Origin of the sequence: Aestuariibaculum sp. YM273, from assembly GCF_030908365.1 — a bacterium.
GTDB lineage: Bacteria > Bacteroidota > Bacteroidia > Flavobacteriales > Flavobacteriaceae > Aestuariibaculum > Aestuariibaculum marinum.
Genome location: NZ_CP133090.1, coordinates 2572025 through 2597434, shown reverse-complemented (window position 1 = coordinate 2597434; position 25410 = coordinate 2572025). Strand labels below are relative to the sequence as shown.

Here is a 25410-nt window from a genome sequence, read left to right as displayed (position 1 = left end):
TTATTCGTAGATTAATCCGTCTCCTCCGGCTTCGAACTTAGGATACAACTGATCCATATCTACCGGTCTAAACTCTACAACATCAAACCAACTGTTACCTCCAGCGTAAGCTAAAGACTGTAACCTGAATTTGTGTCTTCCTGTCGTTTCTACATTAATAACACCTAATAATCTACAGTTATATCTTGATGAAAATGGAGAAATATGACGTTTATACCCTTGCGACTCTAAAACACGCTCTGGTGTACTACTATCTCCATACTCCTGCATATTAAAGGTTCTTGCTAATTGCGTATCATTAAAATAGGCTCTAACTGAGTTAGGTGCTCTGGAATTTTGACGCCACGAAATCCACACTTTATACTGACCTTTAATAATTACTGGTGTGTTAAATTCTATGTTATTGATAAAGCCATCACGTAAACGTAAAATATCAAGAAAATCGCCATGCCAGCCCGGTCTACTTGAACTACCTAAATCATTACATACATATGTAATAGTCGGGCTACCCTCCCAGGTCACATCAGCCAATTCAGCATCTGAAAGTGCAGCAAACATTCCGGGCACTCTAAACACGGAACTTAATTGTCTGAACTCAGGCTGATCTGCTAAATCGAAATATACTGGTGCAGGCAAACGCTTTTTAATAAAATAATTCTCCTTAATTAAATGCAACACCCCATTAGATGCTGTTTCATCACTTGGTTCTCTGTCTATTTCAACACCTTTTTCAAGTATACCATTAAACGTTTCTTCGTTGATTAAAAGCGTATCTGCTGCCAACTTAATACTAATTACTTCTAAAGGTGCTTTAGTTAATAATGCCGGCGTAACCGCTAAATCTGCTAGATAATTTAAACCAGGAGAAATTCTATAAGCCATAAACAAGTTCAAACTGTCTTCTGGATTCATAGGATCATCTAAATGGCTATATCTCGCTTTTAAATCATCTAAGTTATTGTATCCCGCCTCTTCAAAAACGGCATTGGTTTGCGCTATAACACTTAAATAAGATGGCACACTATCTACATAAGTAATCGGGCGATCAAGCTCCTCATACCAACCAGTAGCTTTTAAAGCTTCAGTAAATAATGATAATGAAGGATCACTTTCAATAGTTTCTGCTAGAGTTTTTGTAGCAACTCTTAACACCTCATCAATTTCATGTATAATTCCGTTTCCAACTTCAACATTTGAAGTTATAATTTTTGCTGATTTATTTACTGTTATACTCGATCCATCTGCACTATTAACAGCTCCAGTAATAAGGAATTGTCCCTGCATACTAGGTGTGGCAATTTTTCCATCGGTAAACGAAGTAGTAACAATTTTTTGTTCTAAAATATGCAACTTAGCAAGCTCTTGAAGATCTTCAAGAGGCACACTTGACAGAGTACTGACTCCTAAATCGGCCATGTAAGCTTCAACTGCTTCATTTGTTGGCAGGAACAAGGTATATGTTCCATACGTATTCATAAACGAGGCATAATCGGTAATATCTAAAATTTCAAGAAACAACGAATATTGTTCTGTATTGGCTCTTAAAAACTCTGTGATATTCAAGGTCTCATCAGTCGACTCTTTAAACTTTTCCTCCGAGCAGTTATATAAAACTACCGTAGCAATAAGAGTCAAACACACAAATCGTAACACACTGGGTAATTTGAATATATTTTTCATGACACAATTTTTTATTTGTAAAACGGATTTTGCACAAGGGCTTTGTTAGTATACAGCTCATATTCATTAATTGGTAAATAATGGCTGTTAGGATCCTGTAATTTTGCAACAATACTTTGCTGTTGGTTCGCTGGAGCAGATTCAATAGCTACATTTAAGATAATGTCTATGTATGCATAATCATCCTTTCTGGCGTTACGCAATACATCAAACCATCGTTTACCTTCAAAGGCAAGTTCTCTCGCTCTTTCGGCTAAAATATACATACGTACACCATGTTTATCGGCTCCTGTTACTTGTTCTTCTGTAAGTTCAATTGCTAATCTAGACTCACGAATCTCATCTACAATCTCTAGAGCCTCATCGCCTCTATCTAATTCGTTAAGTGCTTCAGCTTTCATTAATAACACATCTGCATAACGATACACGAACCAATGAGTATCAGATTCCTGATTTGATTTTCTTTGATCTACATTTAGACCTGTAAATTTGTAGATTTCATTCGTACCCGGAACTAATGAAGCGCGCTCTCCACGAACATCTTTATTTTCTGGGTCTTCAAAATCTAAACCGAAAACATCTTCTAATACACTTGCATCGGCTAAATACTCTGGTCTGTTTAAAAATATCTCATTAAAAGGTCCTCGATTTTCTGGTGTATATTGAAATTCGAAAATACTTTCTGTAGAATTTCCTCTGGCAAATACAGTGGTGAACCAAGATGGACCTCCTGGTATCAACTCGTAACCTGCCGAAGAATTCACAACCTCATCGGCGGCCATTAAGGCATTGGTATAATCTTCCTGCCATAAATATACATCGGCTAGCATCGCATTTATAGCATCTTTTGTTATGCGCCCCTTGTTTGAAGGAATATCTCCATAATCTTCAACCGCTGAATTTAAAGCTGCTTTTAAGTCTGTAACGACCTGAGCAAAAATAACCTCTTGTGTTGATGTTGGTATTTGGAAATTATCATCGTCAGATAAGGTTGCATCTAATTTTAAAGGCACGTCTCTAAACGCTCTGGCCAAAGTAAAATATAAATATGCTCTTATCGCTAAAGCTTCAGATAAATACTGATCTAATTGTTGTTGGGTAAAGGTTGGGTCTAAGGCTAAAACATCTGGAGCCAAATCGATGACCGTGTTACAGTAATTAATAACCGTATAAAAAGCCCCCCACGAAGCAACAGAATTTACAGGTAAAATATTAGAAGTTATAATATCTCTTTGATCATCACTGGAAAAAGCACCAGCACCAACCATTCCTCCTCTAAGTTCACCATACATAAAACTGTATTCTGCTATAGTTGTTCCTGATCCCGGTGTATTTAATAATCCGGAATAAATACCTATAACTGCGGCTTGAACATCTTCTTTCGTTTTCCAGAATTCGTCACGAGTTGTTCCGTTTTCCGGTTGCAAGTCTAGATAACTGTCGCAGGCCTGTGTTAGACAAACAACAATTAATACTAGGCTATATATTATTTTTTTTCTCATGTTGAATAAGTTTTAAAATCTGGTTCTTAATCCTAAAGTGAAACGTCTGGTTGGTGGTGTTCGAGAATTGTCTATTGATATTCCAAATACACCTGGAGCTCCTCTTCCTACTTCTGGGTCCTGACCACGATACTTCGTAAAAGTCATGATGTTATCAGCTGTAAAAAACAAGTTCAAATCGTCTAATTTTATACTTTTCAAAAACTTCTTACCAAAATTATAACTAAATGTTGCCGATCTGAACCTTAAGAAAGAGGCATCCTCTACATAACGGCTAGATCCTAACCAGTTATAACCGCCTCTGTAAACTGCACGAGGCATATCGGTTACATCTCCTGGATTTCTCCAACGCGATAACACGGCTTTACTCTGGTTATCAAAACCATACATATTAGTCGTAATCATATCGGTTCCGTTTATAATATCGTAATCTAAACGGTAGGTAAAGAATAATTGTAATTTAAATTGTCTGTTGTAAGAGAACGACGGACCAAAACCTCCACTAAACTTAGGATTACTATTACCTAAGTAAACAATATCTCTACTATCAATATTACCATCTTTATTAATATCCTCATAAATTGCATCACCCGGTTGGAATGTATAGTCGATATTAGGATAATTAAAACGCATATACACTTCTTGTCCGTTAGGCCCTACTATAACATTGCCATTAGCATCTAAAGCCTTTGTAGATTCTAGGTCTGGATAAACTCCTTTAAATCTGTATCCGTAGAACGACCCAAATGGATTATCAACCTGTAAGAAACGCTTATATTCTCCGTTACGATCAATATTTCCACTTTCGTTAGGATAGAATTCTGAAATTTCGCGAATAACATTTTGGTTTCTTGAAATATTAAAGTTGAAATCTACTGTCCATTTATCATTTTTAAATGGCGTCGTATTTAAACCTATTTCCCATCCCTGGTTATCTAAAGTACCTACGTTTTGATCGGATAAATTTGAGTAACCTGAAACCGTTGTAATATCAATATTTCTAAATAATAAATCTTTTGTTCTATTTTTATAAATATCAATATCCATCATGACACGCTTATCAAATAACTGAATATTAAATCCTAAGTTTTTACCTATAAGTGTTTCCCAACGTAAATTATTTAACTGAATATTTGCCGGGTAAATACCATTAAGACCTAAGTACTCCGTTGGGTAATTACTATATATATTAAAATAACGGTAATCTGATCTTGGTGCTCGTCCCGACTGTCCTAAACTGGCACGCACACTAAAGTCGTCTACCCAGTCTAAACTTTCCATAAACTTCTCGGCAGACACTCTCCAACGCGTAGATACCGAAGGAAACAGAGCATAGCGATTGTCCGGACCAAATTTAGAGTTACCATCGGCACGTAAACCAACATTAAATAAATAACGGTCATCATATCCATATTGCGCATTAATTAACGCTCCAACGTTTCTAGATTGTCCGTTATAAGTGTTTAAAACTAATTCTGAATTCTGAGTTCTTGATGGCACCGAAGGGTCTGTTAACAATGATGATGCTGTGTTTGATGTTAACGCTTCATGCGTTTCAACACGTACATCATTTGATTGTAACGATAAAATAGATTGAAAACTATGTTTTTCACCCAATTGCGGTGTATAAATAAAGTTCGTTTTAGTGGTTATACTCGTAACGTCTACATCAGAATCTGCTGCACGGTTTACAACAGTTTCTGTAAATGGTCTACCTGTTGCATTTTGAGGTAAAAACGATTTTGCTTTAGTACTGTTAAAATCATACTGAATATCGAAGGTTGATATTAAACGATCTGGTACTAAATCTACTTTTAAATTAAAGTGAGGTACAATACGCTCTCCTATTTGATTATTTGTAGCAAACTCTGCCATGGCAACAGGATTATAAGTTCCTGAATATTGCCCCTGAATATTCTGTGCTGGTGAAAAATAGTTAGGGGTTATATCTCCTACATCATCATACTCGTAAATACTCATGTTTGGCATTTTAACGTATGCTACACTTCTTATTCTGTCAGCCCCATTACTTGTTCCATTTACATAGTTTCTATCGGTATCTGAATGTGTATAAGAGATATCAGCTTTAAAGCGAATACGATCTGACACGACATAATCTAAATTTAAACGTCCGTTAATACGCTCATAAGCCGTTCCTTTCGTTACCCCTCTTGAGTTATAATAACCCACCGAAGAATAATAACGTGCACGTTCACCACCACCTTGAAGAGAAATATTATGTTCTCCCGTAAGTCCGGTTTGCGTAATGGCATCTACCCAGTCTGTATTATTACCATAATTTTTATAGTAATACACCTCTTGCGGATCGTATTGAAACTCAGGTAATGATGTAGGAAGCGGTGTTCCCGTACGGTTCATATAGGCTTCTGGTATTAACTGCGAATACTGGTCTCCGTTTAACATTGGAATGGTATTCGGCATTTGCATATAAGTCCCTGTAAACGTGTATCCTATTTTAGGAGACCCTACAGATCCACGTTTGGTATTAATAATTAAAACCCCTGCTGCTGCACGAGCACCCCACATTGCGGTTGCTGCTGCATCCTTCAAGATGGTTATACTTTCAATATCAGATGGTGCCACGTTTAACAGTGCTGCATAGCCTTGCTGATCGGCCGTTCCAAAGTTAAAATCTTCAGGAATAGATGTTTCATAAGGCATTCCATCAACTACAATTAACGGATCGGAAGACCCATTAATAGAAGATGTACCCCTAATACGAATCTGCATTCCCGCACCCGGATCTCCTGAGTTTGCGGTAATATCAACCCCTGCAACACGCCCTTGAAGCGCTTCATCAATCGATGCGGCCTGAGTATTTTCAATATCACTAGCTTTAACAGTTACCACACTGGTTGTTAAATTACGCTCGGCTATGTTTAAAAGTCCGTCGTCGGAACCTTTTGAGCCGGTAATAACGATTTCATCTAAACCTTCAACTTTTTCAACCAGTTGAATATCAAAATTTCGTCTATTACCAACCTCTAAAACCTGGGTCGTATAACCAATGGTTGATATTACTAATTTATTATTTGTACTCTTTATACGGATAGCGAAGTTCCCGTCGAAATCGGTAACAACACCCGTTATGGTTCTATTTTCGGCATCCTGCTCAATTACAGTTGCCCCTAAAATTGGTTCTTTAGTTCCAGCATCGATAACTTGACCTCTTAACACCTGTTCTGAAGATTGTGCAGACAGTTGGAATGATGTAAAGAAAATCAATACCAGTGAAAAACTATAAAGTAAGTTGGTTATATTATATTTCATTTTATTCCGTGTATAAAAGATAATTATCTACTAAGTGAATAAGTGTACGATCGGCCAAGTGGTTACTTTCTAACGGAATGTAGTTAGCGATTCGGTTACCTTCATCAACAAAGCTTAAATCTCCAGGCGCTGAAACGATATTTACATATGTTTTTTCTCCAAACTCTGTTTTAAGTAGTGTTTCGGTTAATCCATTGATTAAACCATCATCTGACGCCGTGCGCGTCGCCAAGAAGTGATATTTCACGAAGTTCGCTATACCTTCTCTTTCTGTATCATTAGCAGGTACAAAGTTTGGATCGCCAGTTACAGCATCTCCTGGTAAAACACCGTCTATAACAGCTTGTCTAATTGCACTATTACTAGGAATTACAAAAGTGAAAGGTGTTCCTAATTCTATGCCATCAATTGCACCAGAAGCTTCATCGTAAAGTCCACTGCTTTTTAGAAACTCAAAGAAAAAGGCATACTGAGAATCGGTTTCGGTAGCAATTGCCGCTAAATCGACACCTTGAAACTCTTCACTATATTCTAAAACATTGTCTATATAATAGGTACGGCCATTTCTCTGATCTTCATACCCTAAAATATTCACTTTATTATCTAACACCTCATTACCTGCTGCGAATACTTGTCCGCTCTCCCACTTAATGTATTCTCCAGGCAGATCAAAATCTCCTGATCTAATAATTCCTGAACCAGATAAATCATTAAGTTCCATATTTGGTGTAGGCACTATACCATTGTATAAGACCCTTGCAATTCTGGCACGAGCTAAACTTCCTCTTACCTCATTTCCTGTTTCGGGAGATACATAAACCCACTCAGAGCGATTAATATCGTAATCATAACCCAAATTCATTAACACTTCATCTGAAGGTAAGAACAGTGTATAGTTGCTATAAATGTTACTCGCAATCTCGCGGTAGCCAGACCCATCATTAAATAAACGTGTCGCTAATGTAAACCCTGGATCTAAATAAGCTGAGGTATAGACACTGTAGAATAAATTAGATTCCTGAATCTTACTTGAGCCATAAAAGAATCCATTACTAAGTAACTTGGCTTCTATAACATCGGTATCCATGTCTATTCGAATATCCTCATCGAGAGCGTTACTGTAACCTGATACTTTTGAAGGCCAAACAGCTCCTTGTACCATGTGAGCATTGAAGAAATCTTCAAAAATGTATTTAGGTAATTTATCTAAAGCTTCATAATTTTTCAATAAAACTTCATCAACAAAAACCTGTAAAGCAGCATTTTCCGGAACAATTAAAGTATAAGCATCACTTTGTCCGTCATTATCTGTTGCTTTTAAGAAGTTCTCATTATTAGGAGAAAATGATAAAGCCGGATCATATACCTTTACATACACCTGATCTGAACTTCTGGTGTAATTTTGATATGTTGTTGTGGCTTCTTCGTCAAACACATAGTTTATTAAATTATCTTCTAACAAGTCATAAAACAAACTGTAGTTTGGACTTTCCTCTAATTTTTGATCGATGTTTAAAGGCGGTAAAGACACCTTATTGACTTCATGAATAATCCCGTTTTCTGCAACTATATCCGCATTAACAACTTCTCCTCCTAACACATTAAATCCTGTGTATGTGGCATTCGGAAAAAAGAAATTATAATCGTAACTACCTAAAGTTGTTGCGTTCATATATTCTTCTACAAAATAAGTAATGTACTTATTGTTATTATCGCCTGGAATATAAGGATCTCCTCCTTCAACATTGTTACGGTTAGAACCAACAACAATCATAGGAGAACCATCTACAACTTTTTCTTGAAAGCCATCATAATAGGCGGTTCTTCGTCTAAAGGCAAGATCTTCCTCCCAGCCAATATTAGATTGATAATCGGATAATCGTTCAGTACGAAAGGCATTATATATAAGAGCATACTTTACAATTTTGGATGCGGTTAAAGAATCTATGCTCGACGCATCAGAAATGCCCTGTTCTTGAAAATAATCTTCAAAAGCAGCATCATTAGGAGCCATCATAGTCCAGTAACCTGCCTTTCCAAGAATATCCTTATACCCGGCAATTTCAATAAGTTTGGTTAAATTTTGGAAATTACCTTGAGCTTCTAACTGCTGGTAAATAGGAGGTTCAAGATCATCAGGTCTTGCGTAATACTCATCTACTTCTTTCTTACTACAATTGGTAAGAAAAAAGATAAGTGGTGAAAATAGCAAATAATAGCGTATTATTCTCTTCATTATAGTTTGACTTATTTAGGTTGTTAAAAAATAAAAAGCGGCGGTTATACCGAATTTTAGAAAATAGGGATGTCTTCTAGGAAATAGATAATTAGTTTTTGGTTAATAATTTAGTTTAGTTGTTGTTTTGGTTTCAGGGTTATCGATTGCATAACCCTGAAACTGTTAAATGTATTAGCTACATTTATTATTCAAATTAAAAGTTAAAATTTTGTTAATCCATCCTGCACTATCCTGCTTAACCGCTGATTTTGTAGGTGAATTATTTATAATTTGATATAAAAAATCGTATTTAGAATTACTCTATAATTTAACAAACGTATTGGAATAGGATACCTAATCAGATAATCCTAAAGACCATGAAGTTATATTACAAAAGAAATTTCCGTTTTGGGTAGCTACTTCGCCGATACAGATTTCAGAACTCTCATCTAACACAAAATCTACGGTATAAGTTCCTGGAGTTCCTATTCTCTGATAGCCAATTACCTCAGATGCTGATTCTACATCAACCACATTAGGTATGCCCATATTTCCTTTGGTTATAACGAAATATGCGCCATCAGGGTTTGCATCATGATTGGTACTAAGCACCTGTATTGTTAACCTGTAATTAGCCGGTTCTGCAGCAATTACCTGATAAATTTTTCCATCAACAATATAAGGCGACCCCCAACCAGATTCTAAATTGAAAATATTACCATTCCACTCGTCCCAGCCACCAAGACCTCCATGATTTTTGGCAGCATCGTTAGTAATCCATGGAGCTGCTAAAGTTCCCCAGCGTCCGCTTACTTGTTCTGCTATAAACGGAACAGCTGCATTACCTAGCTCAGGTAAAACAAAAGGTTTATGTGTTGTGTAATCTGTATATAATGTATCGAGGCTTAAAGGAGAAAATAAATAATAGGAACGATGCTTTAAAGTAGAACCACTTTTAAAATCCGAGATATTTAATAAATCACTACTTGTATTGATTGTAAGTTCCTTTTCTACATCTTCGTTATTTGTGTAAACTAATTCTGTACCTAATATACCCGTTGTTAAATCGGTAGATTCAAAATTTATACTTAAAAAACTATCCTTAAGGTCACTTGACAATAACGTCCTGTTTGTTATACCTTCAACATAGCTAGCTCCATAAACTTCGGTCCCTGCCGAAATTAAACCAGAACTTTCTCCTTTAGTATTAACTGATTTAGCTTCGAAAATATAAAGTTTCTCTTGTAGATTATCTATTTGCACAGAAATAGCTCCATCAACAACTGGTACGGTCACAGACTCTGACTGATCATTCCAGTAAATCACAACTTCAGATATATTAGGGTTATCGATTACACCTTCGATTAAAACCATATTTAATCCAGGTCTAACAACAAAAGACTCTAATGCACCTATAGAATCGTCATAATTATTAATATCGGGGTATTCTTCCGAACCACATGACAACATCCCCAAAGTAAGGGATAAAAAGAGTAGTGTTATTGCATAATTAAGTTTAAATTTCATTTTAATTAGTTTAGTTATTTGGTTATAGTTGATTTATTAAGCATAAATGTATTCTATACAGTTATAAATACTATCCTGTAGTATCCTGTACTTAATACATTTGCACCAATTTTATGATAATTTTCCCAAAAGAATATCATTATATGGAAACCTGAGATAATTAAAAAAGTAACACTTTGAAGATATTTAGTGCAACTACGCCGTAGAAAAAGAAATCTCCCAAATTTAAGTTTTAATCAAAAAAAACAATTAATAGTTGAAAGTAGGTATAAAAAAATCCCTTTAAAAAAATTAAAGGGATTCACTCTATCAGTACTCTGAAAAAATTATTTCTTAGAAGCTTCTAAAGATACTTTTCTAAATTCTTTCATTAATTTAGTCATCTCTAAAGTCGCTTTACGAGCTCTTGTTCCTGCAGCTTTATTTCCACTTTCTAATTGTGCATTAGAATCTTTAGCAAAAGCTTCAAATTGCTCATTGATTTGTTCTAAAAGTTCTTTCATGTTTTCAAGGTTTTTGATTAATGTCAGCGAAAATAGAATAAAAGATAATACATCACTAATAAATACTACATTTTTATTCTATTTGATTTATATCCTAAAAACAAAAAAGCTCCACTATTTCTAGTGAAGCTTTAAGTGATCGCGACAGGATTCGAACCTGTGACCGTCTGCTTAGAAGGCAGATGCTCTATCCAGCTGAGCTACGCGACCTAATTACTATTTTCTTTAATTTAAAATGTGTAAATACAGAATAAACCATAATTACACATTCAAATCTTACTCGTGACCACGCCAGGATTCAAACCTGGAACCTCTTGAGCCGTAATCAAGTGCGCTATTCAGTTGCGCCACGTGGCCGTTTTTTGTGGGTGCAAATATAGAACTTTTATTAAGTTACCACCAAATTATTTTCAATTATTTTTTGATTTTTTTTATATAAAACCAATAACCTTATAACAATCAAATATTTACTTAAAATCACTACTTTTGTTTGGTAACATTTATTACATAAGGAATACATAGTTCCCTTATTTTTGCGGCAAAAATTGTTTAAATGGATTATATTTTAAGCCCTTGGCCATGGTTTGTTTCTGGCCCACTTATTGCCATAGTTATGGCATTACTCTTATATTTTGGTAAAACCTTTGGTATGTCGTCAAACCTGAGAACCATGTGTTCTATTATAGGTGCCGATAAATTTGCAGATTTTTTCAAATTCGATTGGAAAAGCCAATTATGGAACCTTACCGTAGTAGCAGGTACCGTTATTGGTGGATTTATTGCAACGCATTATTTGTCTGATGACAGTATTACTGATTTAAATCCAGCAACAGTTGCTGAATTACAGCAAATGGGTTTTGAAAATCCCGGAAAGACCTTAGTTCCCAACGAAATGTTCGATCTAGAAGCCATCTCTTCTATTAAAGGATTAGCGCTTTTAATTATTGGAGGTCTTTTAGTTGGTTTTGGTACGCGTTATGCTGGTGGATGTACATCAGGGCATGCCATTACAGGTTTAAGCAGCTTACAAAAACCATCATTAATCGCTGTGATCGGATTCTTTGTTGGAGGATTAATTATGACCAACCTTATTTTACCTTTAATTTTTTAGTTTATGAAGTTTTTAAAATTCTTATTAGTCGGTATATTTTTCGGAATTGTATTAACCAAATCTGAAGCGGTTTCTTGGTACAGAATCTACGAAATGTTCAGATTCCAATCCTTCCACATGTATGGTATTATTGGTACTGCCATCGCCTCTGGGGTTATCTTTTTACAATTGGCAAAAAGAGGGCATGTTAAAAATACATATGGCACAGAAATCTTTGTTCCTAAAAAGGACAAAGGATTTCCTCGTTACATTATAGGAGGTATAATCTTCGGATTTGGATGGGCTTTAGTAGGTGCTTGCCCAGGACCAATGTATATCCTTTTTGGAGCAGGATACTACACCATTGCTATTGTTATATTAGCAGCGATAGTAGGTACATTTATTTACGGTGTTTTAAAAGATAAACTCCCTCACTAAAAAGCATTATTACACGTACACCTTCAGAATTTACTTTAATAAATTCTAAAGGTGTATCGTGTTAAACTATTTCTGCACTTAATCCGGCATCAAGTAACATCGAGCAACGCGGCTTTAAATCGTCGTAAGCCCCTGTTTTAACCGTACATTTTCCTTTATAGTGCACTATAATTGAACATTGTTCTGCTTGCTCTGCTGTATGATCGCAGGCATAGATAAGTGTTTCAATAACATGGTCGAAGGTATTAACGTCATCGTTATACAAAACAATTTCGTTTTGCGTTAACACCTCTTCTTCCAGTAGTAATTCTTCTAAGGTTTCTTCTCTAGTACTCATACACATTAATTTAACTCATTTACAGAGATTTCAAACTTTTTAAATTGCATTAAGGTTACAGGTGTTTTAAAAAAACACCTCTAACTACCTGCAAAACAATATGCTAATTTAAAAATTTTAATGCAACCCATTGATTTCTCTCGAATTTTTCAACAAATTTTAACATTAACTTTTCGCACGCCTCCTGAATAACCGGAATATCATCGTTATAAAATCCACTTAAAAACAAAGTCCCGTTTTCATTTAAACACGATACATAAGTTGACATATCCTGTAATAAAATATTACGGTTAATATTAGCTATAATCACATCGTACTTTTTACCTTCTAAAACACTGGCATCGCCTTCTATTACCGTAATATGCCCGCAATTGTTGCGTTCTACATTTTCTAAACTGTTTACATAACACCAGTTATCATAATCTACAGCATCGATAGGTTTTGCCCCTTTCATTTCGGCTAAAATGGCTAAAACTCCTGTACCACAGCCCATATCTAAAACCGATTTATTAGTGAAATCGTTTTTTAGAATATGCTGAATCATCATATGGGTCGTTTCGTGATGCCCGGTACCAAAACTCATTTTAGGCTCAATAATAATATCGTACTTCGTATTTGGATTCTCATGAAATGGCGCACGTACCGAACATACATCGTCGACAACTATTGGGTTAAAATTCTTTTCCCACTCTTCATTCCAGTTGGTTTGCTCTATTTCATTAAAAGTATAGTCGATTTTAAACTCATCGGAATTTAAAATTTGAACATCGTTTAAAATCTCTGAATTCCATTCCTCCTTTTGAATATATGCTGTTACACCAGTTTCTGTTTCCACAAAGCTTTCAAATCCGGCGAAGCCTAATTCGGCAATCAAGATTTCTACAGCGGGTTGTAATGGTGTTACAGTAAATTCGTATCCTATATAAATGATGTTTGACATAATTTATTTTATATTAAAACCTCATGAATTTAAAATTCATGAGGTTGATTTTATTTTGTGTTAAAAATTTTTCAGGTCTAATTAAACTCCCAAAAGTAAACTAATACCTAAAAATTATATTTTGAATTAAAATGCGTTTACAATAGCGAAAAAGTCTTCAGCGTTTAATGAAGCGCCTCCAATTAATCCACCATCTACGTCTGGCTTAGAGAAAATTTCTACCGCATTGTTAGGTTTCACACTACCTCCGTAAAGAATAGAGACAGAATCAGCTACGTCTGCACCATACTTATCAGCTAAAGTTTTTCTAATGAACGCATGCATATCCTGGGCTTGCTCTGGGCTTGCTGTCTCTCCTGTTCCGATAGCCCAAACCGGTTCGTAGGCTAAAACAATGCTTTTAAAAGCATCAGCTTCAAGATGAAATAAAGCATTTTTAATCTGGCTTTCTACAACATTCTCTTGGTTTCCTGATTTTCTATCGGCTAATTCTTCACCGAAACAAAAAATAACACGCATATCGTTCGCTAAAGCTGCATCAACCTTTTTAGCTAACATCTCATCAGTTTCATTGAAATACTCACGACGCTCGCTGTGTCCTAAAATCACAGTTTGTACACCTACACTTTTAAGCATAGAGGCACTCACTTCTCCGGTATACGCTCCGTTTGCTGCAAAGTGCATGTTTTGTGCGATAACCTCAACACCTGAACCTTTTAAGCTGTTATATGCCTGATATAAGTTGGTTGCCGTTGGGGCTACCATAACTTCTGCATTAGATGTTTTTGTTTGTGCTTTTAAACTTGTAATTAACGATTCGGTTTCGCTTAAATCGTTATTCATCTTCCAATTTCCTGCTACAATTTGTGCTCTCATGTTAATCTTACCCTGTTTAGTTTAAGGGATTTTTTTATTAGTCGTTAGTTATAAAATTTCTTTAATACGCTGGTCGTCAGCTTCAATAGCTTTAAACAGTTTTATTTTACCGGTTTTATCGACAACCATATATCTTGGAATCCAATCCAACTGAACGAAGGTTCCGAAAGGTCCTTTCCAGCCCGATTGCATAAAATAATGCTCTCCATTTACCTCATACTTTTCAATACCCTTTTTCCAGGCTTCCTTGGTTTTATCTAAAGACAAAAACAAATAGGTTACCTCTCCAAATTGATCTTGTAAGTCATGTACTTTAGGCATCCCTTTAATACAATCGCTGCACCAAGATGCCCAAATATCAATCACCACAGTTTTACCTTTATACTGTTTTATAATGTCTTTAAATTTTACAGTGTCACCATTTAGGTTTTCAAAGGTATCGTTTAACGCTTCTTTTGAAAATTTGGTAGGCTGATCTTGAGCCACACAACTTAACATACTGAAACAAAAAACAATACTTAATACAAATAATCTCATAGTTAATTTTAATTTGAGTCTATTGCAGTTTTACTTTTGGGTCTAACCAAACGTAAATAATATCTACAAAAATATTAATAATTATAAAGAGTAAGGCTATAATTAACACCGCACCCATAATTACGGGCAAATCTAGTGTATTTAAAGCATTTACTATTTCTTTTCCCAGGCCATTCCAGCCAAAAATATACTCTACAAAAACCGCGCCAGCCAACATAGACGCAAACCAACCGGAAATCGCCGTCACTACCGGATTCAATGCATTTTTTACTGCATGACGTTTTATGATTTGAAATTCACTTAAACCTTTGGCTCTTGCCGTTCGAATATAATCCTGGTTAAAAACTTCTAACAACGAATTTCGCATCAACTGAATTACCACAGCTAACGGGCGGATTCCTAAAACGACTGCCGGCAAAATTAAATTCTTCCATTTAATATGCATGGCTTCACCAAAATCGTCTAATTCATATAAACTCCCGGTCATTTCCAAATTGGTATATTTATGCAATACATAACCAAAAAACCAAGCGAACAGAATGGCACTAAAAAACGATGGTACACTCATACCAAACGTACTGAATATTTGAATGGTTTTATCTAACCAAGTATCTTTATACAACGCCGAAACAATACCTAATAAAATACCTAACACCATAGCTATAACAATAGATGATACCGCCAATACAAAAGTGTTCGGTAAGGTTTCAGCTAGTACCTGAGTGACTTTCTTTCCTTGCTTGGTAAACGATTCTCGTAAATATGGAAATTTTAAAACGACTGTGGTATTCCCTATTGTAAATAGTTTTACTGCCTTGTATTTACCGGGCTGTAAATACGTATAATCTCCTGGATTTGTAGAGTGTAATGATACCGGTGACAAATCATTCAGGTAATAAAGATATTGCGTACTTACAGGTTTATCGAATCCGTATTTTTGCTTGACGATGGCTAATTGATTACTGTCTTCATTTTGTCCCAGCATCATTTGCGCCGGATCTCCGGGAAGCACATTAAATAAAAAGAATATAACCGTTACTACACCAAATAAGGTGAGGCAAGCATAGGTGATTTTATTTAATAAGTAACTAATCAGATTATTCTTGTTTTAAAACTGCTTTTACTAACGAAGTATAGTTTGTTTTGTTGGCTTTATTAATTGAATCTAATATATCTCCCTCATTTCTTTCTTTCAGAACATATAACTCTTCAATATCATTTTCATCCAAAGCATCCAGATCTTCTTCTGTTGAAATCTCATTATCAATCAAATACAGTATTCCATCATCTTGTATTGGTTCTGGTTTTCTCTCCACTTTTGGTAACACTAAAGTTTCAATATCGTTCCAGTGTACTTTCTGCTGAACGGTTCCCTGGTCCATTTCAATGATTCCCGGATTCGATCTAACTACGGTTTTCAATGCTTTTTCATCACATAAATACCATTCGAAATCTAAACCATAAGTTTCATTAATTTTCTCCTTAGCGGCATCGCCAGAAGCCGTTAAACCGATAACCTTGTAACCTAAACCTTCAGCGCGTTTTGAAAATGCGGTAAGTTTTTCGGCTCCTGCCTTTTCAATCTTTTCTAAACTGTAGGATATAATTACAATAACATTATCCTCATGTAAAAAGTATTCTGTTAAATTATCACCGTTTGAATTTTCAATTGAAAAATCATAAATCGGAGGCTGGTAGCCTTCATCAATAACTTCTGTATCCACACTAATAAAATCACCCTCTACCGAAGGATAATCTCCCATAGTTTTAATAACTTCTTCTTTACCGTTTACATCAAATTTCCAGCTGTACTCAATAACCGGTTTAGGCGCATCATCAGGTGTAGACATGCCTTCTTCAATATTCGCTCCTATCTTATAAGCTCTGAAATCGACTACTGGTAAATGCATCAACACATGGAACCCTAACCATAAACAGAAAATAAAGCTCAATAATGCTAATACCGTTGTTGGTAATTGAGTAAAAACCGGCTTGATATATTTTTTACCAATGAATAATACTAAAATGAACACCAACAAAATAACGTCTTTGGTAAAACTCTCCCAAGGTGTTAATTTTAACGCATCACCAAAACAGCCACAATCCTTTACTTTATCGAAATATGCTGAGTAAAACGTTAAAAAGGTGAAGAATACAATCATCGCCAATAGACTCCAAACCGTAAATTTTGGTTTGTAACCAATGAGTAAAAACACTCCTAAAACAACCTCAAACACCACAACAAAAATGGAAATCATTAAGGCGTAAGGTTCTAAAAATGGTAAGTTTAATACATCAGGACTGAAATATTCCTGTAATTTATATGAAAACCCAAGTGGGTCGTTAAGCTTGATTAATCCTGAAATAATAAACAAAACACCGACAAAAATACGGCTTAGGGCAACTACAATTCTCATATTAAGCGTTTAAATGAATTAGAGCAAATACAGCATAATTAATCATGTCCTGATAGTTGGCGTCAATACCTTCACTTACAATGGTTTTACCGGCATTGTTTTCAATCTGCTTAACTCTTAATAATTTTTGTAAAATTAAATCGGTTAGGCTACTTACACGCATATCACGCCAGGCTTCACCGTAATCGTGGTTTTTATCTTCCATCAATTTTTTGGTGATAGCTACTTGCTTTTCATACAGCTCCGTAACTTCTTCAGTCGATAAATCCGGCTGATCGGCAATCCCCTTCTCTATCTGAATTAAAGCCATAATACAGTAATTGATGATTCCGATAAATTCACTTACTTCACCTTCATCAACTTTACGCACCTCGTTCTCCTGAAGGCTGCGAATACGTTGTGCTTTAATAAAAATTTGATCGGTTAACGATGGTAAACGCATTATGCGCCACGCACAACCATAATCAGACATTTTCTTGATAAATAAACTTTTACAGGTATCTATAACAGCATCGTATTGCTTTGAAGTATCTTGCATGTATAAAATTGAATTTTGGGTAAATTTCGCTTAAATTGTTTAAAGTTCAAAAGCTAGAGCCTTAAAGTTTATTTAATATTTATTTTATGATGAATACCTACCTGCAATTCTGTAATTTTACGGTGCTTTTCACCCTATACAACAAAGCCTTTTATTAAAAACCTTGTCGTATTATTAAGATTTAGAACATCAATTATGACCATAAACTGTAAAGGACAACTTATCGATTTATCAACGCCAAAAGTGATGGGAATTTTAAACATCACCCCTGATTCTTTCTACGATGGCGGAAAACATAAAAACGAAACCGACATTTTAAATCATGTGGAGACCATGCTTAACCAAGGGGCCACATTTATTGATGTTGGTGCTTACAGTTCTCGTCCTAATGCCGCTTTTGTTTCTGAAACTGAAGAATTACAACGCATCACCCCTATTATCGATTTAATTCTGAAATCTTTTCCAGACACTTTAATTTCTGTTGACACATTTAGAAGTGCTGTTGCCAAACAAGCTATCGAATCTGGAGCTGCTATGATTAATGATATTTCGGCAGGATTGTTAGATGAAAACATGCTGCCAATCGTAGCTGATTTGCACGTACCTTATATTATGATGCACATGCGCGGTACGCCACAAACCATGCAGCAATTCACGAAATACGACAACTTAACGAAAGACATTTTATTCTATTTTTCTGAACGTATTGCCGCTGCCAGAGCTTTAGGTATTATCGATATTATTGTCGATCCAGGTTTCGGGTTCTCAAAAACCTTAGAACAAAACTATGAATTGATGCAGCATCTCGAACTTTTTCAAATGCTAGACAAACCTATACTAATCGGGATTTCAAGAAAATCGATGATTTACAAACATTTAGATACCAATCCTCAGGAAGCACTTAACGGCAGCAGTGTATTAAATACCATCGCCCTGCAAAAAGGCGCCGGTATTTTACGTGTACATGATGTAAAGGAAGCTATAGAATGTGTGAAGTTAGTTGAACATTTAAAAACCTATTAAATGTTATGAAACACTTTCTTCTTCTTATCATTTCAATATTATTTGTGTCTTGCGGAAAAGAAAAATCGGTTTTATTGCCGGAAGTCAGTCATTCAAAAATCACAGAAATAAGTGATGTTTCACCAGCCTACCTGTTTTATGATATTACTCAAAAAGATAGTGTAGAACTTAATCGAAAAAACCTGATAAGCACCACAAACTGGCTCGTAAATATAGATAAGCGACTGACCTTAAATCAAGTGATTCCACACATAACATTTTTACAGAATAAAAAGAAAAAGGCCTCTCATAAAAACAAGGAAGCCCGGAATTATTATACCTGCAATAATACCAACAAAACAACTTTAGGTTTTATAGATTTTACAGATGTTGAATATATTAAGACTAACAAAAACTCAGTAAACTCCCTACTGCACCAAGATATTAATTCTCAGTTTATCTTCTTTTCTAAAACGGGCGAACTATTTATAATAACTCCAGATTTAGAGCCTTTTATAAAAGAAACAACAAAAGATCATTTGTTTGAAGATTTAAGAGCTACGTATTCATCAGGGAGCACGATTTCATTGCGATTTTCTAAAGATTTAACCTTTCAGGAATATATTAGTATAAAATCTATTTTAGAAAATATCGCCCCTGAAGACTTAAACATAGCTCACCAAGAATTCATTCAGGATTAATCTTATTTTTACTAAATTTACCAAAACCCATATGCCTTGGATATATTTAATGACCTTTTAAAATTTTCTGTTGTCGACATTATAGACGTCTTTTTAGTTGCCCTGCTGCTCTACTACGTTTATAAACTTATTAAAGGCACCGTTGCCATCAACATTTTTATTGGAATCATTATTACCTATCTTGTTTGGCGCCTTACCGAATTCCTGAATATGGAACTGCTTTCTGGAATTTTCGGAGGATTTATGAGAGTGGGAATTATTGCGCTAATTGTAGTCTTTCAACCTGAAATCAGAAAGTTTCTACTAATGGTTGGATCGACGAATTTTAATCGTCGTCGTAACTTTTTGAAGCAATTTAGCTTTTTAAAAACCGAATCCGCTGATGAAACCAATGTCGATGCCATTTTATCGGCTTGTACAAAAATGGGACAATCACGCACCGGTGCTTTAATTGTTTTCGAACGAAATAACAACCTTGATTTCTTAAGTTCAAGCGGTGATGAAATGAATATTAAGGTGACTCAACCTATTATTGAAAGCATCTTTTTTAAAAACAGTCCGCTGCATGATGGTGCCATAATAGTAAGTAACAACATTGTAAAAGCAACTCGGGTTATTCTGCCTCTAAACAACGAAAAAACAGTACCGAAACGCTTTGGTTTACGCCACCGTGCCGCTATTGGTGTCACCGAAAGAACAGACGCTTTAGCTTTAGTGGTTAGTGAAGAAACCGGACAAATGTCTTACTTTAAAGATGGCGAATTTATTGTGTTTGACAATACAGAAACCTTAAAGTCAATGATAAAAGCTGACTTAACTTAAACCACCTCCTCTTTTAAAAACTGCACCTCGTATAGGTTTTTGTAATACCCGTTTTCTTTTTGAAGTAATTCATCATGTGTGCCTTGCTCTACAATTTCACCGGAATCCATTACTAAAATTTTATCTGCTTTTTTAATGGTTGCCAGACGATGCGCAATAACAATAGAAGTTCTGCCTTTGGTAATTTTCTCGGTCGCATTTTGAATCAACTGCTCTGAATACGAATCTACCGACGATGTCGCTTCATCTAACACTAAAATACTAGGATTAGTTACATACGCTCGTAAAAACGAAATTAGCTGACGTTGCCCAGAAGACAACATCACCCCACGCTCTTTTACGTTGTAATGATAACCTCCTGGCAAACTGCTTATAAATTCATGTACTCCTATTTCCTTAGCCGCGGCTTCCACCTGAGCTTCGGTAATATCCGGATTGTTTAAGGTAATATTATTTAAAATAGTATCGGCAAACAAGAACACATCCTGCAATACCACAGCAATTTGTGTGCGTAACGACGCTAAAGTTACTGCTTTAATATCGACACCATCAATAGCTATAACTCCATCTTTAATTTCATAAAAACGGTTTAATAAATTGATAATTGTTGATTTCCCGGCTCCCGTTGCTCCTACAATAGCAATAGTCTCTCCTGCTTTAACATCAAAGGAAATTCCCTTAAGCACTTCTTCATCATCCACATAACTAAACACGACATTTTTAAAAGCGATATCCCCTTTAAAATGTTCGGCTATAATAGTTCCTTTATCATCAATTTGAGAAGTGGTATCTATAACCTTAAACACACGTGTCGCTGCTACCATTCCCATTTGAAGGGTATTAAATTTATCAGCTATTTGGCGCAATGGTCTGAACAACATAGGGATATACATTATAAACGCAATTAAATCTCCCTGAGTTACTTCATTATTCTCTAAAACAACACTTAAACCACCATACCAGGCTACCGCGCCAATACACACCGAAGACACTAAATCGGCCAGCGGAAAGAATATAGAGTTATACCAAACCGTTTTTAACCAGCCTTTTTTATGGCGTTCGTTGATTTCTGTAAATTTTTTGTACTCGACATCTTCACGAGTAAACAACTGAAGAATCTTCATCCCTGTTAAACGCTCCTGAACAAAAGAATTCAAATTAGACACCTCATTTCTAACTTCCTCGAAAGCGACTTTCATATACTTCTGAAAAATACGCGTGGCGTACATTAGAATAGGAAGCATTACAAACACAATTAAACTTAATCGCCAGTTGGTACTTACCATTACACCAAACACCACGACCATGGTTAAAAGATCTCTGAAAATCATAAAGAGTCCCTGCCCGAAAATATCAGCAATACGCTCCATATCTGTTACCGCTCTGGTAATTAATACCCCTACCGATGAATTATCGTAATACTTCATCTTAAACTTAAGCAGGTGATTAAATAATTTCACACGTACATCTTCCACCAGATTCTGTCCCAGCCAGGCTGCATAGTAAATAAATGCCAGCTGAAAGACCGTTTGTAAAATCAATACAGCAAACATGGCCAGTATGTAATACAGAAACGTTTCTGGTATTTTCACTTCAATACTGTTATCTATTGCGTACTTGGTAATATAAGGTGTAGCTGCACTAAAAATAGCCAGTAACACCACTAAAACAGCCAAGATCACAAAGACAAGTTTATATGGTTTTATGTATTGAAACAGACGTTTAAACAGAACAACGTCGAATATATTTTCTTTTGTTTTACTCATTACAGTTTTATATCGTTAGGATAAGCCACTTCGGTTAAATACAAAGCATGCCCCGGCACTGAATACCCGGCCTCACTTCTGTTTTTAGATTGTATTATGGTGTGCAAATCGTCTACAGCCAATTTACCTAAACCAATATTTACCATGGTACCAACAATAGCGCGCACCATGTTTCGTAAAAATCGATCGGCTTTAATAACAAAATGCAGCTCGTCATCTTTAAAAAACCATTCGGCTTTCATAATATCACAATTATACGTTTTTACATCGGTATTTACTTTAGAAAAACACTGAAAGTCTTTATAGTCGAATAAAATCCTACAAGCTTTCTGCATTTTTTCAACATCCAACTGTTGCTTAACGTAATATGCCGCATCAACATTAAACACATTCTTTTTTAAAGAGATCCGATACAAATACGCACGACTCAAGGCATCGAAACGCGCATGCGTCTCAGGTTGCACTTTAAAAATCTCATGAATCGCCACATCTTTGGGCAAAAACGCATTGAGCTTATAGGTTAAATGCGCTTCATCAATCTCAAGATCGGTATCAAAATGCGCAAACATTTGCGTGGCATGCACACCGGCGTCGGTACGGCCGGCACCAACAATAGCGATAGGTGTTTTTAGCAAGGTGCTTAAGCCCTTTTCAATGACTTCCTGAACCGAAATTGCCGTTGGCTGGTTTTGCCAACCATGATATGCACTACCATTGTAGGATAGCTCTATAAAATACCTCAAATTGCTTTAATCGTTTTGTTGAAATAGCAAAGATAGACAGTTTTGGTATTCCTGCGAAAATCACCGTCTTAATTCTATACTAAAAGATGGGTTTGGGCGTTACCCTTCGGGTCGGGCTATACGCTATTAGTTTGGCATAGGCCAAAGCTAGCCGCTACTATCCCTAACGCTATGAAACAGCGACTAACTTACTTTCTCACAACTCTCATTCTTTCCACCTCCTTTTTAATGCCTTCTAAATCAGGTTGAATTGTATACCAATTTATATCCATATTTTCCAATCGTTGAAATAATTGCCAAACAGCTTTATGAGACAAACTAAATAAACAAGGTTTCCCTATTTTTTTATCAACTAATAATTGGTTATCCGCTCTTCTTTTATTTTGATACAAGTATTTATCCAAACTTGTTATTTTACCCGAAACATCAAACAAACTGTCATCAATTGCTCTACCATAAAAATAATTGATAAACAATCCTTTTTGAGCAATCATATTTTGATTTTGATAACCTTGGACAAAAATCCTATCAATAAAAAAATCTTCTCTAGACAAGTCTATCAACCTCTCAGGAATCGCCCAAATTCCAATTTTTGAATCATCACCTTTTTTTGGGTGTTTTACACTCTCTCCCGCAAAGAACATAGCTACATTGGGGTTAAATGTGAAATCTAATAACCTTGTTGGAACACCGTAGTGTTGTGCCAAAGCCAATTCTTTTAATTGCGATTCCTTAGGAAAATCATCAATTAATCTTGAAGAAATAAAATTTTCATCTTCTAGAGAATTTATCAATTTAAAAGTTTCTTCCTCAATTTTATAACCTAAACCATTCAACCCTTTAATAAAATTCACAAAATCCTTTAACTCAGGTAAAACATGTCCGTTACCTGATTTTAAAACATTTAACTCATTTTCATTCCCTTCTAAGTTAAGATCACGGAAAGCTGACGGCAGAAGATCCCATTCAGCAAATTTATGCCCTCTAAAAACATATTTAGCTGGCATATTTAAAATATCTGTTTGGTATAATTCAGAAAAAGGATTATTAAAACATTCAAAAAAACAATCACAATCTTCTCCAAAATCATACAACCAATAGGTAGTTTTATCAACAGGAGAAACCCCCTGTATTGTTTTTCCATTCGAGTTTATTGTTGGCTCAAACTTTAATCTCATTTCAATCGGAAGTTCTTTATACATATTTCTGAAACTTAAAAGACATTTAGCAATTTACTGCAATTTTCCTACAACTTAAAACAAACTTATTAACGTTCATTAATACTTTTAAACAATTTAAAACTGTTACTTTTACACCCAATTTAGTATTCGGCACATGACCAACATCCTGTTACTTTCAGACACACACAGTTATATAGACGACGATATTTTAAAATATGTAAAGCAAGCAGACGAGGTCTGGCATGCCGGCGATATTGGTGATATAAAAGTTACCGATGCTATTAAAGCTTTAAAACCGTTGCGCGGGGTGTATGGGAATATCGATAACTCGGAAATTCGAACCGAGTTCCCGGAAAACAACCGGTTTATGTGCGAAGGTGTCGATGTGTGGATCACACATATTGGCGGTTATCCCAATGCGTATAACATGAGGGTTCGCGAGGCGATAAAAGCCAATCCCCCAAAATTGTTTATCTGTGGGCATTCTCACATTTTAAAAGTGATGCCCGATAAAAAATTAAATTTGTTACACATGAATCCTGGAGCAGTTGGTAAACACGGGTTTCATAAAATACGTACCATGCTACGTTTTACCATAGACAAAGGTAAAATTGATAATCTGGAAGTGATTGAATTTGAAAACAGGTATTAAAAGCCCTTCCTAAATCCTTCCCAAAGGGAAGGACTTTTGTTTCCACTTTAAAAAAACATCACAACTCGGAGTGTTTCCCTCCTTTGGAGGGACTAAGGGAGGCTTAAAAAAAAAGCCCAAGATCTTCACCTTGGGCTAACGCACTAATACTACTAAGATGTTAGGTTTATCGCAATCGATCTACAGATTTTACAAGATCTTCATCCTTTTTGATGGCCTTATTGGCTAAAGCCAGAAATACGATAGAAATGATAGGAAGAAGCATCCCAATACCTTTCTCAGAAACGTTAGTTTCTCCAGATACATTTAGAGATTGATACACAAAAAATCCTAGTAAAATAAAGTTTAATATGATGTTAAGTCGCCCCAACATAAATTGAGACTTCCTGTTTTTATACTTAAATATGGTTACCAACGATAAGGCTGCCGAAGCTACAAACATCGCCAAATACTTAATATCGTCTTTTGCATATACTACTACATCATCGTTTGTAACCCATAAATGGAATACAAATATTAACCCTGCAGAAACGCCTGCTGCAGCTAAAAGATATATAGATTGTATGCGTTGTAACATTGGTTTTTTTTAAACTCGAACGCAAAAATAACAGTTTCTTTTAAAATTTTACTACTAAAAATTAAAATAAAG

The 25410-nt window shown here is 35.5% G+C and carries 23 protein-coding genes and 2 tRNA genes; 6 read left to right on the top strand and 19 right to left on the bottom strand.

What is annotated here, in order from left to right:
* The 8 genes from RBH94_RS11205 to RBH94_RS11170 all read right to left on the bottom strand — a co-directional run bounded on the left by RBH94_RS11205 (position 1) and on the right by RBH94_RS11170 (position 11078).
* Positions 1-1680 carry a fasciclin domain-containing protein gene (locus RBH94_RS11205; RefSeq protein ID WP_307880969.1) on the bottom strand — a complete coding sequence of 560 codons (1680 nt, stop codon included), beginning with the start codon at positions 1678-1680 and terminating at the stop codon, positions 1-3.
* An 11-nt stretch (positions 1681-1691) separates the two neighbouring features.
* The gene (locus RBH94_RS11200; RefSeq protein ID WP_307880968.1) at positions 1692-3182 is read right to left on the bottom strand and encodes a RagB/SusD family nutrient uptake outer membrane protein; all 1491 of its coding nucleotides are present in this window, start codon (positions 3180-3182) and stop codon (positions 1692-1694) included.
* Between the two features lie 12 nt (positions 3183-3194).
* Entirely contained in the window at positions 3195-6473 is a 3279-nt protein-coding gene (locus tag RBH94_RS11195; protein WP_188223769.1) for a SusC/RagA family TonB-linked outer membrane protein, read from the bottom strand.
* A 1-nt stretch (position 6474) separates the two neighbouring features.
* Complete coding sequence (locus RBH94_RS11190) at positions 6475-8709, bottom strand: fasciclin domain-containing protein (protein WP_307880967.1); 2235 nt, start codon at positions 8707-8709, stop codon at positions 6475-6477.
* Between the two features lie 336 nt (positions 8710-9045).
* Complete coding sequence (locus RBH94_RS11185) at positions 9046-10218, bottom strand: DUF4998 domain-containing protein (protein ID WP_307880966.1); 1173 nt, start codon at positions 10216-10218, stop codon at positions 9046-9048.
* 326 nt (positions 10219-10544) lie between these two features.
* Positions 10545-10721, bottom strand: coding sequence for a histone H1 (locus RBH94_RS11180; RefSeq protein ID WP_188223766.1), 177 nt, complete (start codon positions 10719-10721; stop codon positions 10545-10547).
* 136 nt (positions 10722-10857) lie between these two features.
* Positions 10858-10931: transfer RNA gene (locus RBH94_RS11175), tRNA-Arg, on the bottom strand.
* A 73-nt stretch (positions 10932-11004) separates the two neighbouring features.
* Positions 11005-11078, bottom strand: a tRNA-Arg gene (locus RBH94_RS11170).
* Positions 11079-11274: 196 nt separating this feature from the next.
* Between RBH94_RS11170 and RBH94_RS11165 the strand changes: the two genes are divergently transcribed.
* On the top strand, positions 11275-11832 hold the full coding sequence (locus tag RBH94_RS11165; protein WP_307880965.1) for a YeeE/YedE family protein: 558 nt from the start codon (positions 11275-11277) through the stop codon (positions 11830-11832).
* 3 nt (positions 11833-11835) lie between these two features.
* Positions 11836-12249 carry a DUF6691 family protein gene (locus tag RBH94_RS11160; protein WP_188223714.1) on the top strand — a complete coding sequence of 138 codons (414 nt, stop codon included), beginning with the start codon at positions 11836-11838 and terminating at the stop codon, positions 12247-12249.
* 61 nt (positions 12250-12310) lie between these two features.
* Here the strand turns inward: RBH94_RS11160 and RBH94_RS11155 are convergent, their stop codons facing one another.
* The 7 genes from RBH94_RS11155 to RBH94_RS11125 all read right to left on the bottom strand — a co-directional run bounded on the left by RBH94_RS11155 (position 12311) and on the right by RBH94_RS11125 (position 17894).
* A complete protein-coding gene (locus RBH94_RS11155) occupies positions 12311-12586 on the bottom strand; it encodes an ATP-dependent Clp protease adaptor ClpS (RefSeq protein ID WP_188223713.1) in 276 nt (91 codons plus the stop codon).
* A 103-nt stretch (positions 12587-12689) separates the two neighbouring features.
* The gene (prmA, locus tag RBH94_RS11150; protein WP_307880964.1) at positions 12690-13526 is read right to left on the bottom strand and encodes a 50S ribosomal protein L11 methyltransferase; all 837 of its coding nucleotides are present in this window, start codon (positions 13524-13526) and stop codon (positions 12690-12692) included.
* A gap of 126 nt (positions 13527-13652) precedes the next feature.
* Positions 13653-14402 (bottom strand): triose-phosphate isomerase, encoded by a 750-nt coding sequence (gene tpiA / locus RBH94_RS11145; RefSeq protein ID WP_307880963.1) that lies wholly within the window; start codon positions 14400-14402, stop codon positions 13653-13655.
* 48 nt (positions 14403-14450) lie between these two features.
* Positions 14451-14939, bottom strand: coding sequence for a TlpA disulfide reductase family protein (locus RBH94_RS11140; protein ID WP_307880962.1), 489 nt, complete (start codon positions 14937-14939; stop codon positions 14451-14453).
* A gap of 19 nt (positions 14940-14958) precedes the next feature.
* Positions 14959-16035 carry an ABC transporter permease gene (locus tag RBH94_RS11135; RefSeq protein WP_307883160.1) on the bottom strand — a complete coding sequence of 359 codons (1077 nt, stop codon included), beginning with the start codon at positions 16033-16035 and terminating at the stop codon, positions 14959-14961.
* A 1-nt stretch (position 16036) separates the two neighbouring features.
* Positions 16037-17356 (bottom strand): BT_3928 family protein, encoded by a 1320-nt coding sequence (locus tag RBH94_RS11130; RefSeq protein WP_307880961.1) that lies wholly within the window; start codon positions 17354-17356, stop codon positions 16037-16039.
* Position 17357: 1 nt separating this feature from the next.
* A complete protein-coding gene (locus tag RBH94_RS11125) occupies positions 17358-17894 on the bottom strand; it encodes a DUF1599 domain-containing protein (RefSeq protein WP_188223708.1) in 537 nt (178 codons plus the stop codon).
* Positions 17895-18089: 195 nt separating this feature from the next.
* On the opposite strand from RBH94_RS11125, the gene folP reads away from it, so the two are divergent.
* Genes folP through RBH94_RS11110 form a run of 3 tightly spaced genes read left to right on the top strand, consistent with a single transcriptional unit; the run spans position 18090 to position 20419 of the window.
* Positions 18090-18917, top strand: coding sequence for a dihydropteroate synthase (folP, locus tag RBH94_RS11120; RefSeq protein ID WP_307880960.1), 828 nt, complete (start codon positions 18090-18092; stop codon positions 18915-18917).
* 5 nt (positions 18918-18922) lie between these two features.
* Positions 18923-19597: a hypothetical protein gene (locus RBH94_RS11115; protein WP_307880959.1), complete on the top strand. Its 675-nt coding sequence runs from the start codon at positions 18923-18925 to the stop codon at positions 19595-19597.
* Positions 19598-19633: 36 nt separating this feature from the next.
* Positions 19634-20419, top strand: a complete 786-nt coding sequence (locus RBH94_RS11110) for a diadenylate cyclase (protein WP_307880958.1) — start codon at positions 19634-19636, stop codon at positions 20417-20419.
* On the opposite strand, the gene RBH94_RS11105 is transcribed toward RBH94_RS11110, so the two are convergent.
* The 3 genes from RBH94_RS11105 to RBH94_RS11095 all read right to left on the bottom strand — a co-directional run bounded on the left by RBH94_RS11105 (position 20416) and on the right by RBH94_RS11095 (position 24130).
* Positions 20416-22185 carry an ABC transporter ATP-binding protein gene (locus tag RBH94_RS11105; RefSeq protein ID WP_307880957.1) on the bottom strand — a complete coding sequence of 590 codons (1770 nt, stop codon included), beginning with the start codon at positions 22183-22185 and terminating at the stop codon, positions 20416-20418. The two genes, RBH94_RS11110 and RBH94_RS11105, sit on opposite strands and share 4 nt — an antisense overlap.
* Positions 22185-22928, bottom strand: a complete 744-nt coding sequence (gene truA, locus RBH94_RS11100) for a tRNA pseudouridine(38-40) synthase TruA (protein WP_307880956.1) — start codon at positions 22926-22928, stop codon at positions 22185-22187. Before truA ends, RBH94_RS11105 begins: the two co-directional genes overlap by 1 nt.
* 188 nt (positions 22929-23116) lie before the next feature.
* Positions 23117-24130: an FRG domain-containing protein gene (locus tag RBH94_RS11095; protein ID WP_307880955.1), complete on the bottom strand. Its 1014-nt coding sequence runs from the start codon at positions 24128-24130 to the stop codon at positions 23117-23119.
* Positions 24131-24263: 133 nt separating this feature from the next.
* Here RBH94_RS11095 and RBH94_RS11090 point away from each other — a divergent pair, with 133 nt between their 5' ends.
* Positions 24264-24761, top strand: a complete 498-nt coding sequence (locus RBH94_RS11090; RefSeq protein WP_307880954.1) for a metallophosphoesterase — start codon at positions 24264-24266, stop codon at positions 24759-24761.
* Between the two features lie 166 nt (positions 24762-24927).
* Here RBH94_RS11090 and RBH94_RS11085 read toward each other — a convergent pair whose 3' ends face one another.
* Positions 24928-25338 carry a DUF4293 domain-containing protein gene (locus RBH94_RS11085; protein WP_307880953.1) on the bottom strand — a complete coding sequence of 137 codons (411 nt, stop codon included), beginning with the start codon at positions 25336-25338 and terminating at the stop codon, positions 24928-24930.
* Positions 25339-25410 lie beyond the last annotated feature (72 nt).

Coding starts and splice junctions, on each gene's coding strand:
- RBH94_RS11165 (WP_307880965.1), top strand. CDS start 11,275: ATGGATTATATTTTAAGCCCTTGGCCATGGTTTGTTTCTGGCCCACTT.
- RBH94_RS11200 (WP_307880968.1), bottom strand. CDS start 3,182: ATGAGAAAAAAAATAATATATAGCCTAGTATTAATTGTTGTTTGTCTA.
- RBH94_RS11160 (WP_188223714.1), top strand. CDS start 11,836: ATGAAGTTTTTAAAATTCTTATTAGTCGGTATATTTTTCGGAATTGTA.
- RBH94_RS11095 (WP_307880955.1), bottom strand. CDS start 24,130: ATGTATAAAGAACTTCCGATTGAAATGAGATTAAAGTTTGAGCCAACA.
- RBH94_RS11085 (WP_307880953.1), bottom strand. CDS start 25,338: ATGTTACAACGCATACAATCTATATATCTTTTAGCTGCAGCAGGCGTT.
- RBH94_RS11155 (WP_188223713.1), bottom strand. CDS start 12,586: ATGAGTACTAGAGAAGAAACCTTAGAAGAATTACTACTGGAAGAAGAG.
- RBH94_RS11125 (WP_188223708.1), bottom strand. CDS start 17,894: ATGCAAGATACTTCAAAGCAATACGATGCTGTTATAGATACCTGTAAA.
- RBH94_RS11190 (WP_307880967.1), bottom strand. CDS start 8,709: ATGAAGAGAATAATACGCTATTATTTGCTATTTTCACCACTTATCTTT.
- RBH94_RS11180 (WP_188223766.1), bottom strand. CDS start 10,721: ATGAAAGAACTTTTAGAACAAATCAATGAGCAATTTGAAGCTTTTGCT.
- RBH94_RS11105 (WP_307880957.1), bottom strand. CDS start 22,185: ATGAGTAAAACAAAAGAAAATATATTCGACGTTGTTCTGTTTAAACGT.
- RBH94_RS11205 (WP_307880969.1), bottom strand. CDS start 1,680: ATGAAAAATATATTCAAATTACCCAGTGTGTTACGATTTGTGTGTTTG.
- RBH94_RS11195 (WP_188223769.1), bottom strand. CDS start 6,473: ATGAAATATAATATAACCAACTTACTTTATAGTTTTTCACTGGTATTG.
- tpiA (WP_307880963.1), bottom strand. CDS start 14,402: ATGAGAGCACAAATTGTAGCAGGAAATTGGAAGATGAATAACGATTTA.
- RBH94_RS11185 (WP_307880966.1), bottom strand. CDS start 10,218: ATGAAATTTAAACTTAATTATGCAATAACACTACTCTTTTTATCCCTT.
- prmA (WP_307880964.1), bottom strand. CDS start 13,526: ATGTCAAACATCATTTATATAGGATACGAATTTACTGTAACACCATTA.
- RBH94_RS11130 (WP_307880961.1), bottom strand. CDS start 17,356: ATGAGAATTGTAGTTGCCCTAAGCCGTATTTTTGTCGGTGTTTTGTTT.
- RBH94_RS11090 (WP_307880954.1), top strand. CDS start 24,264: ATGACCAACATCCTGTTACTTTCAGACACACACAGTTATATAGACGAC.
- folP (WP_307880960.1), top strand. CDS start 18,090: ATGACCATAAACTGTAAAGGACAACTTATCGATTTATCAACGCCAAAA.
- RBH94_RS11140 (WP_307880962.1), bottom strand. CDS start 14,939: ATGAGATTATTTGTATTAAGTATTGTTTTTTGTTTCAGTATGTTAAGT.
- RBH94_RS11115 (WP_307880959.1), top strand. CDS start 18,923: ATGAAACACTTTCTTCTTCTTATCATTTCAATATTATTTGTGTCTTGC.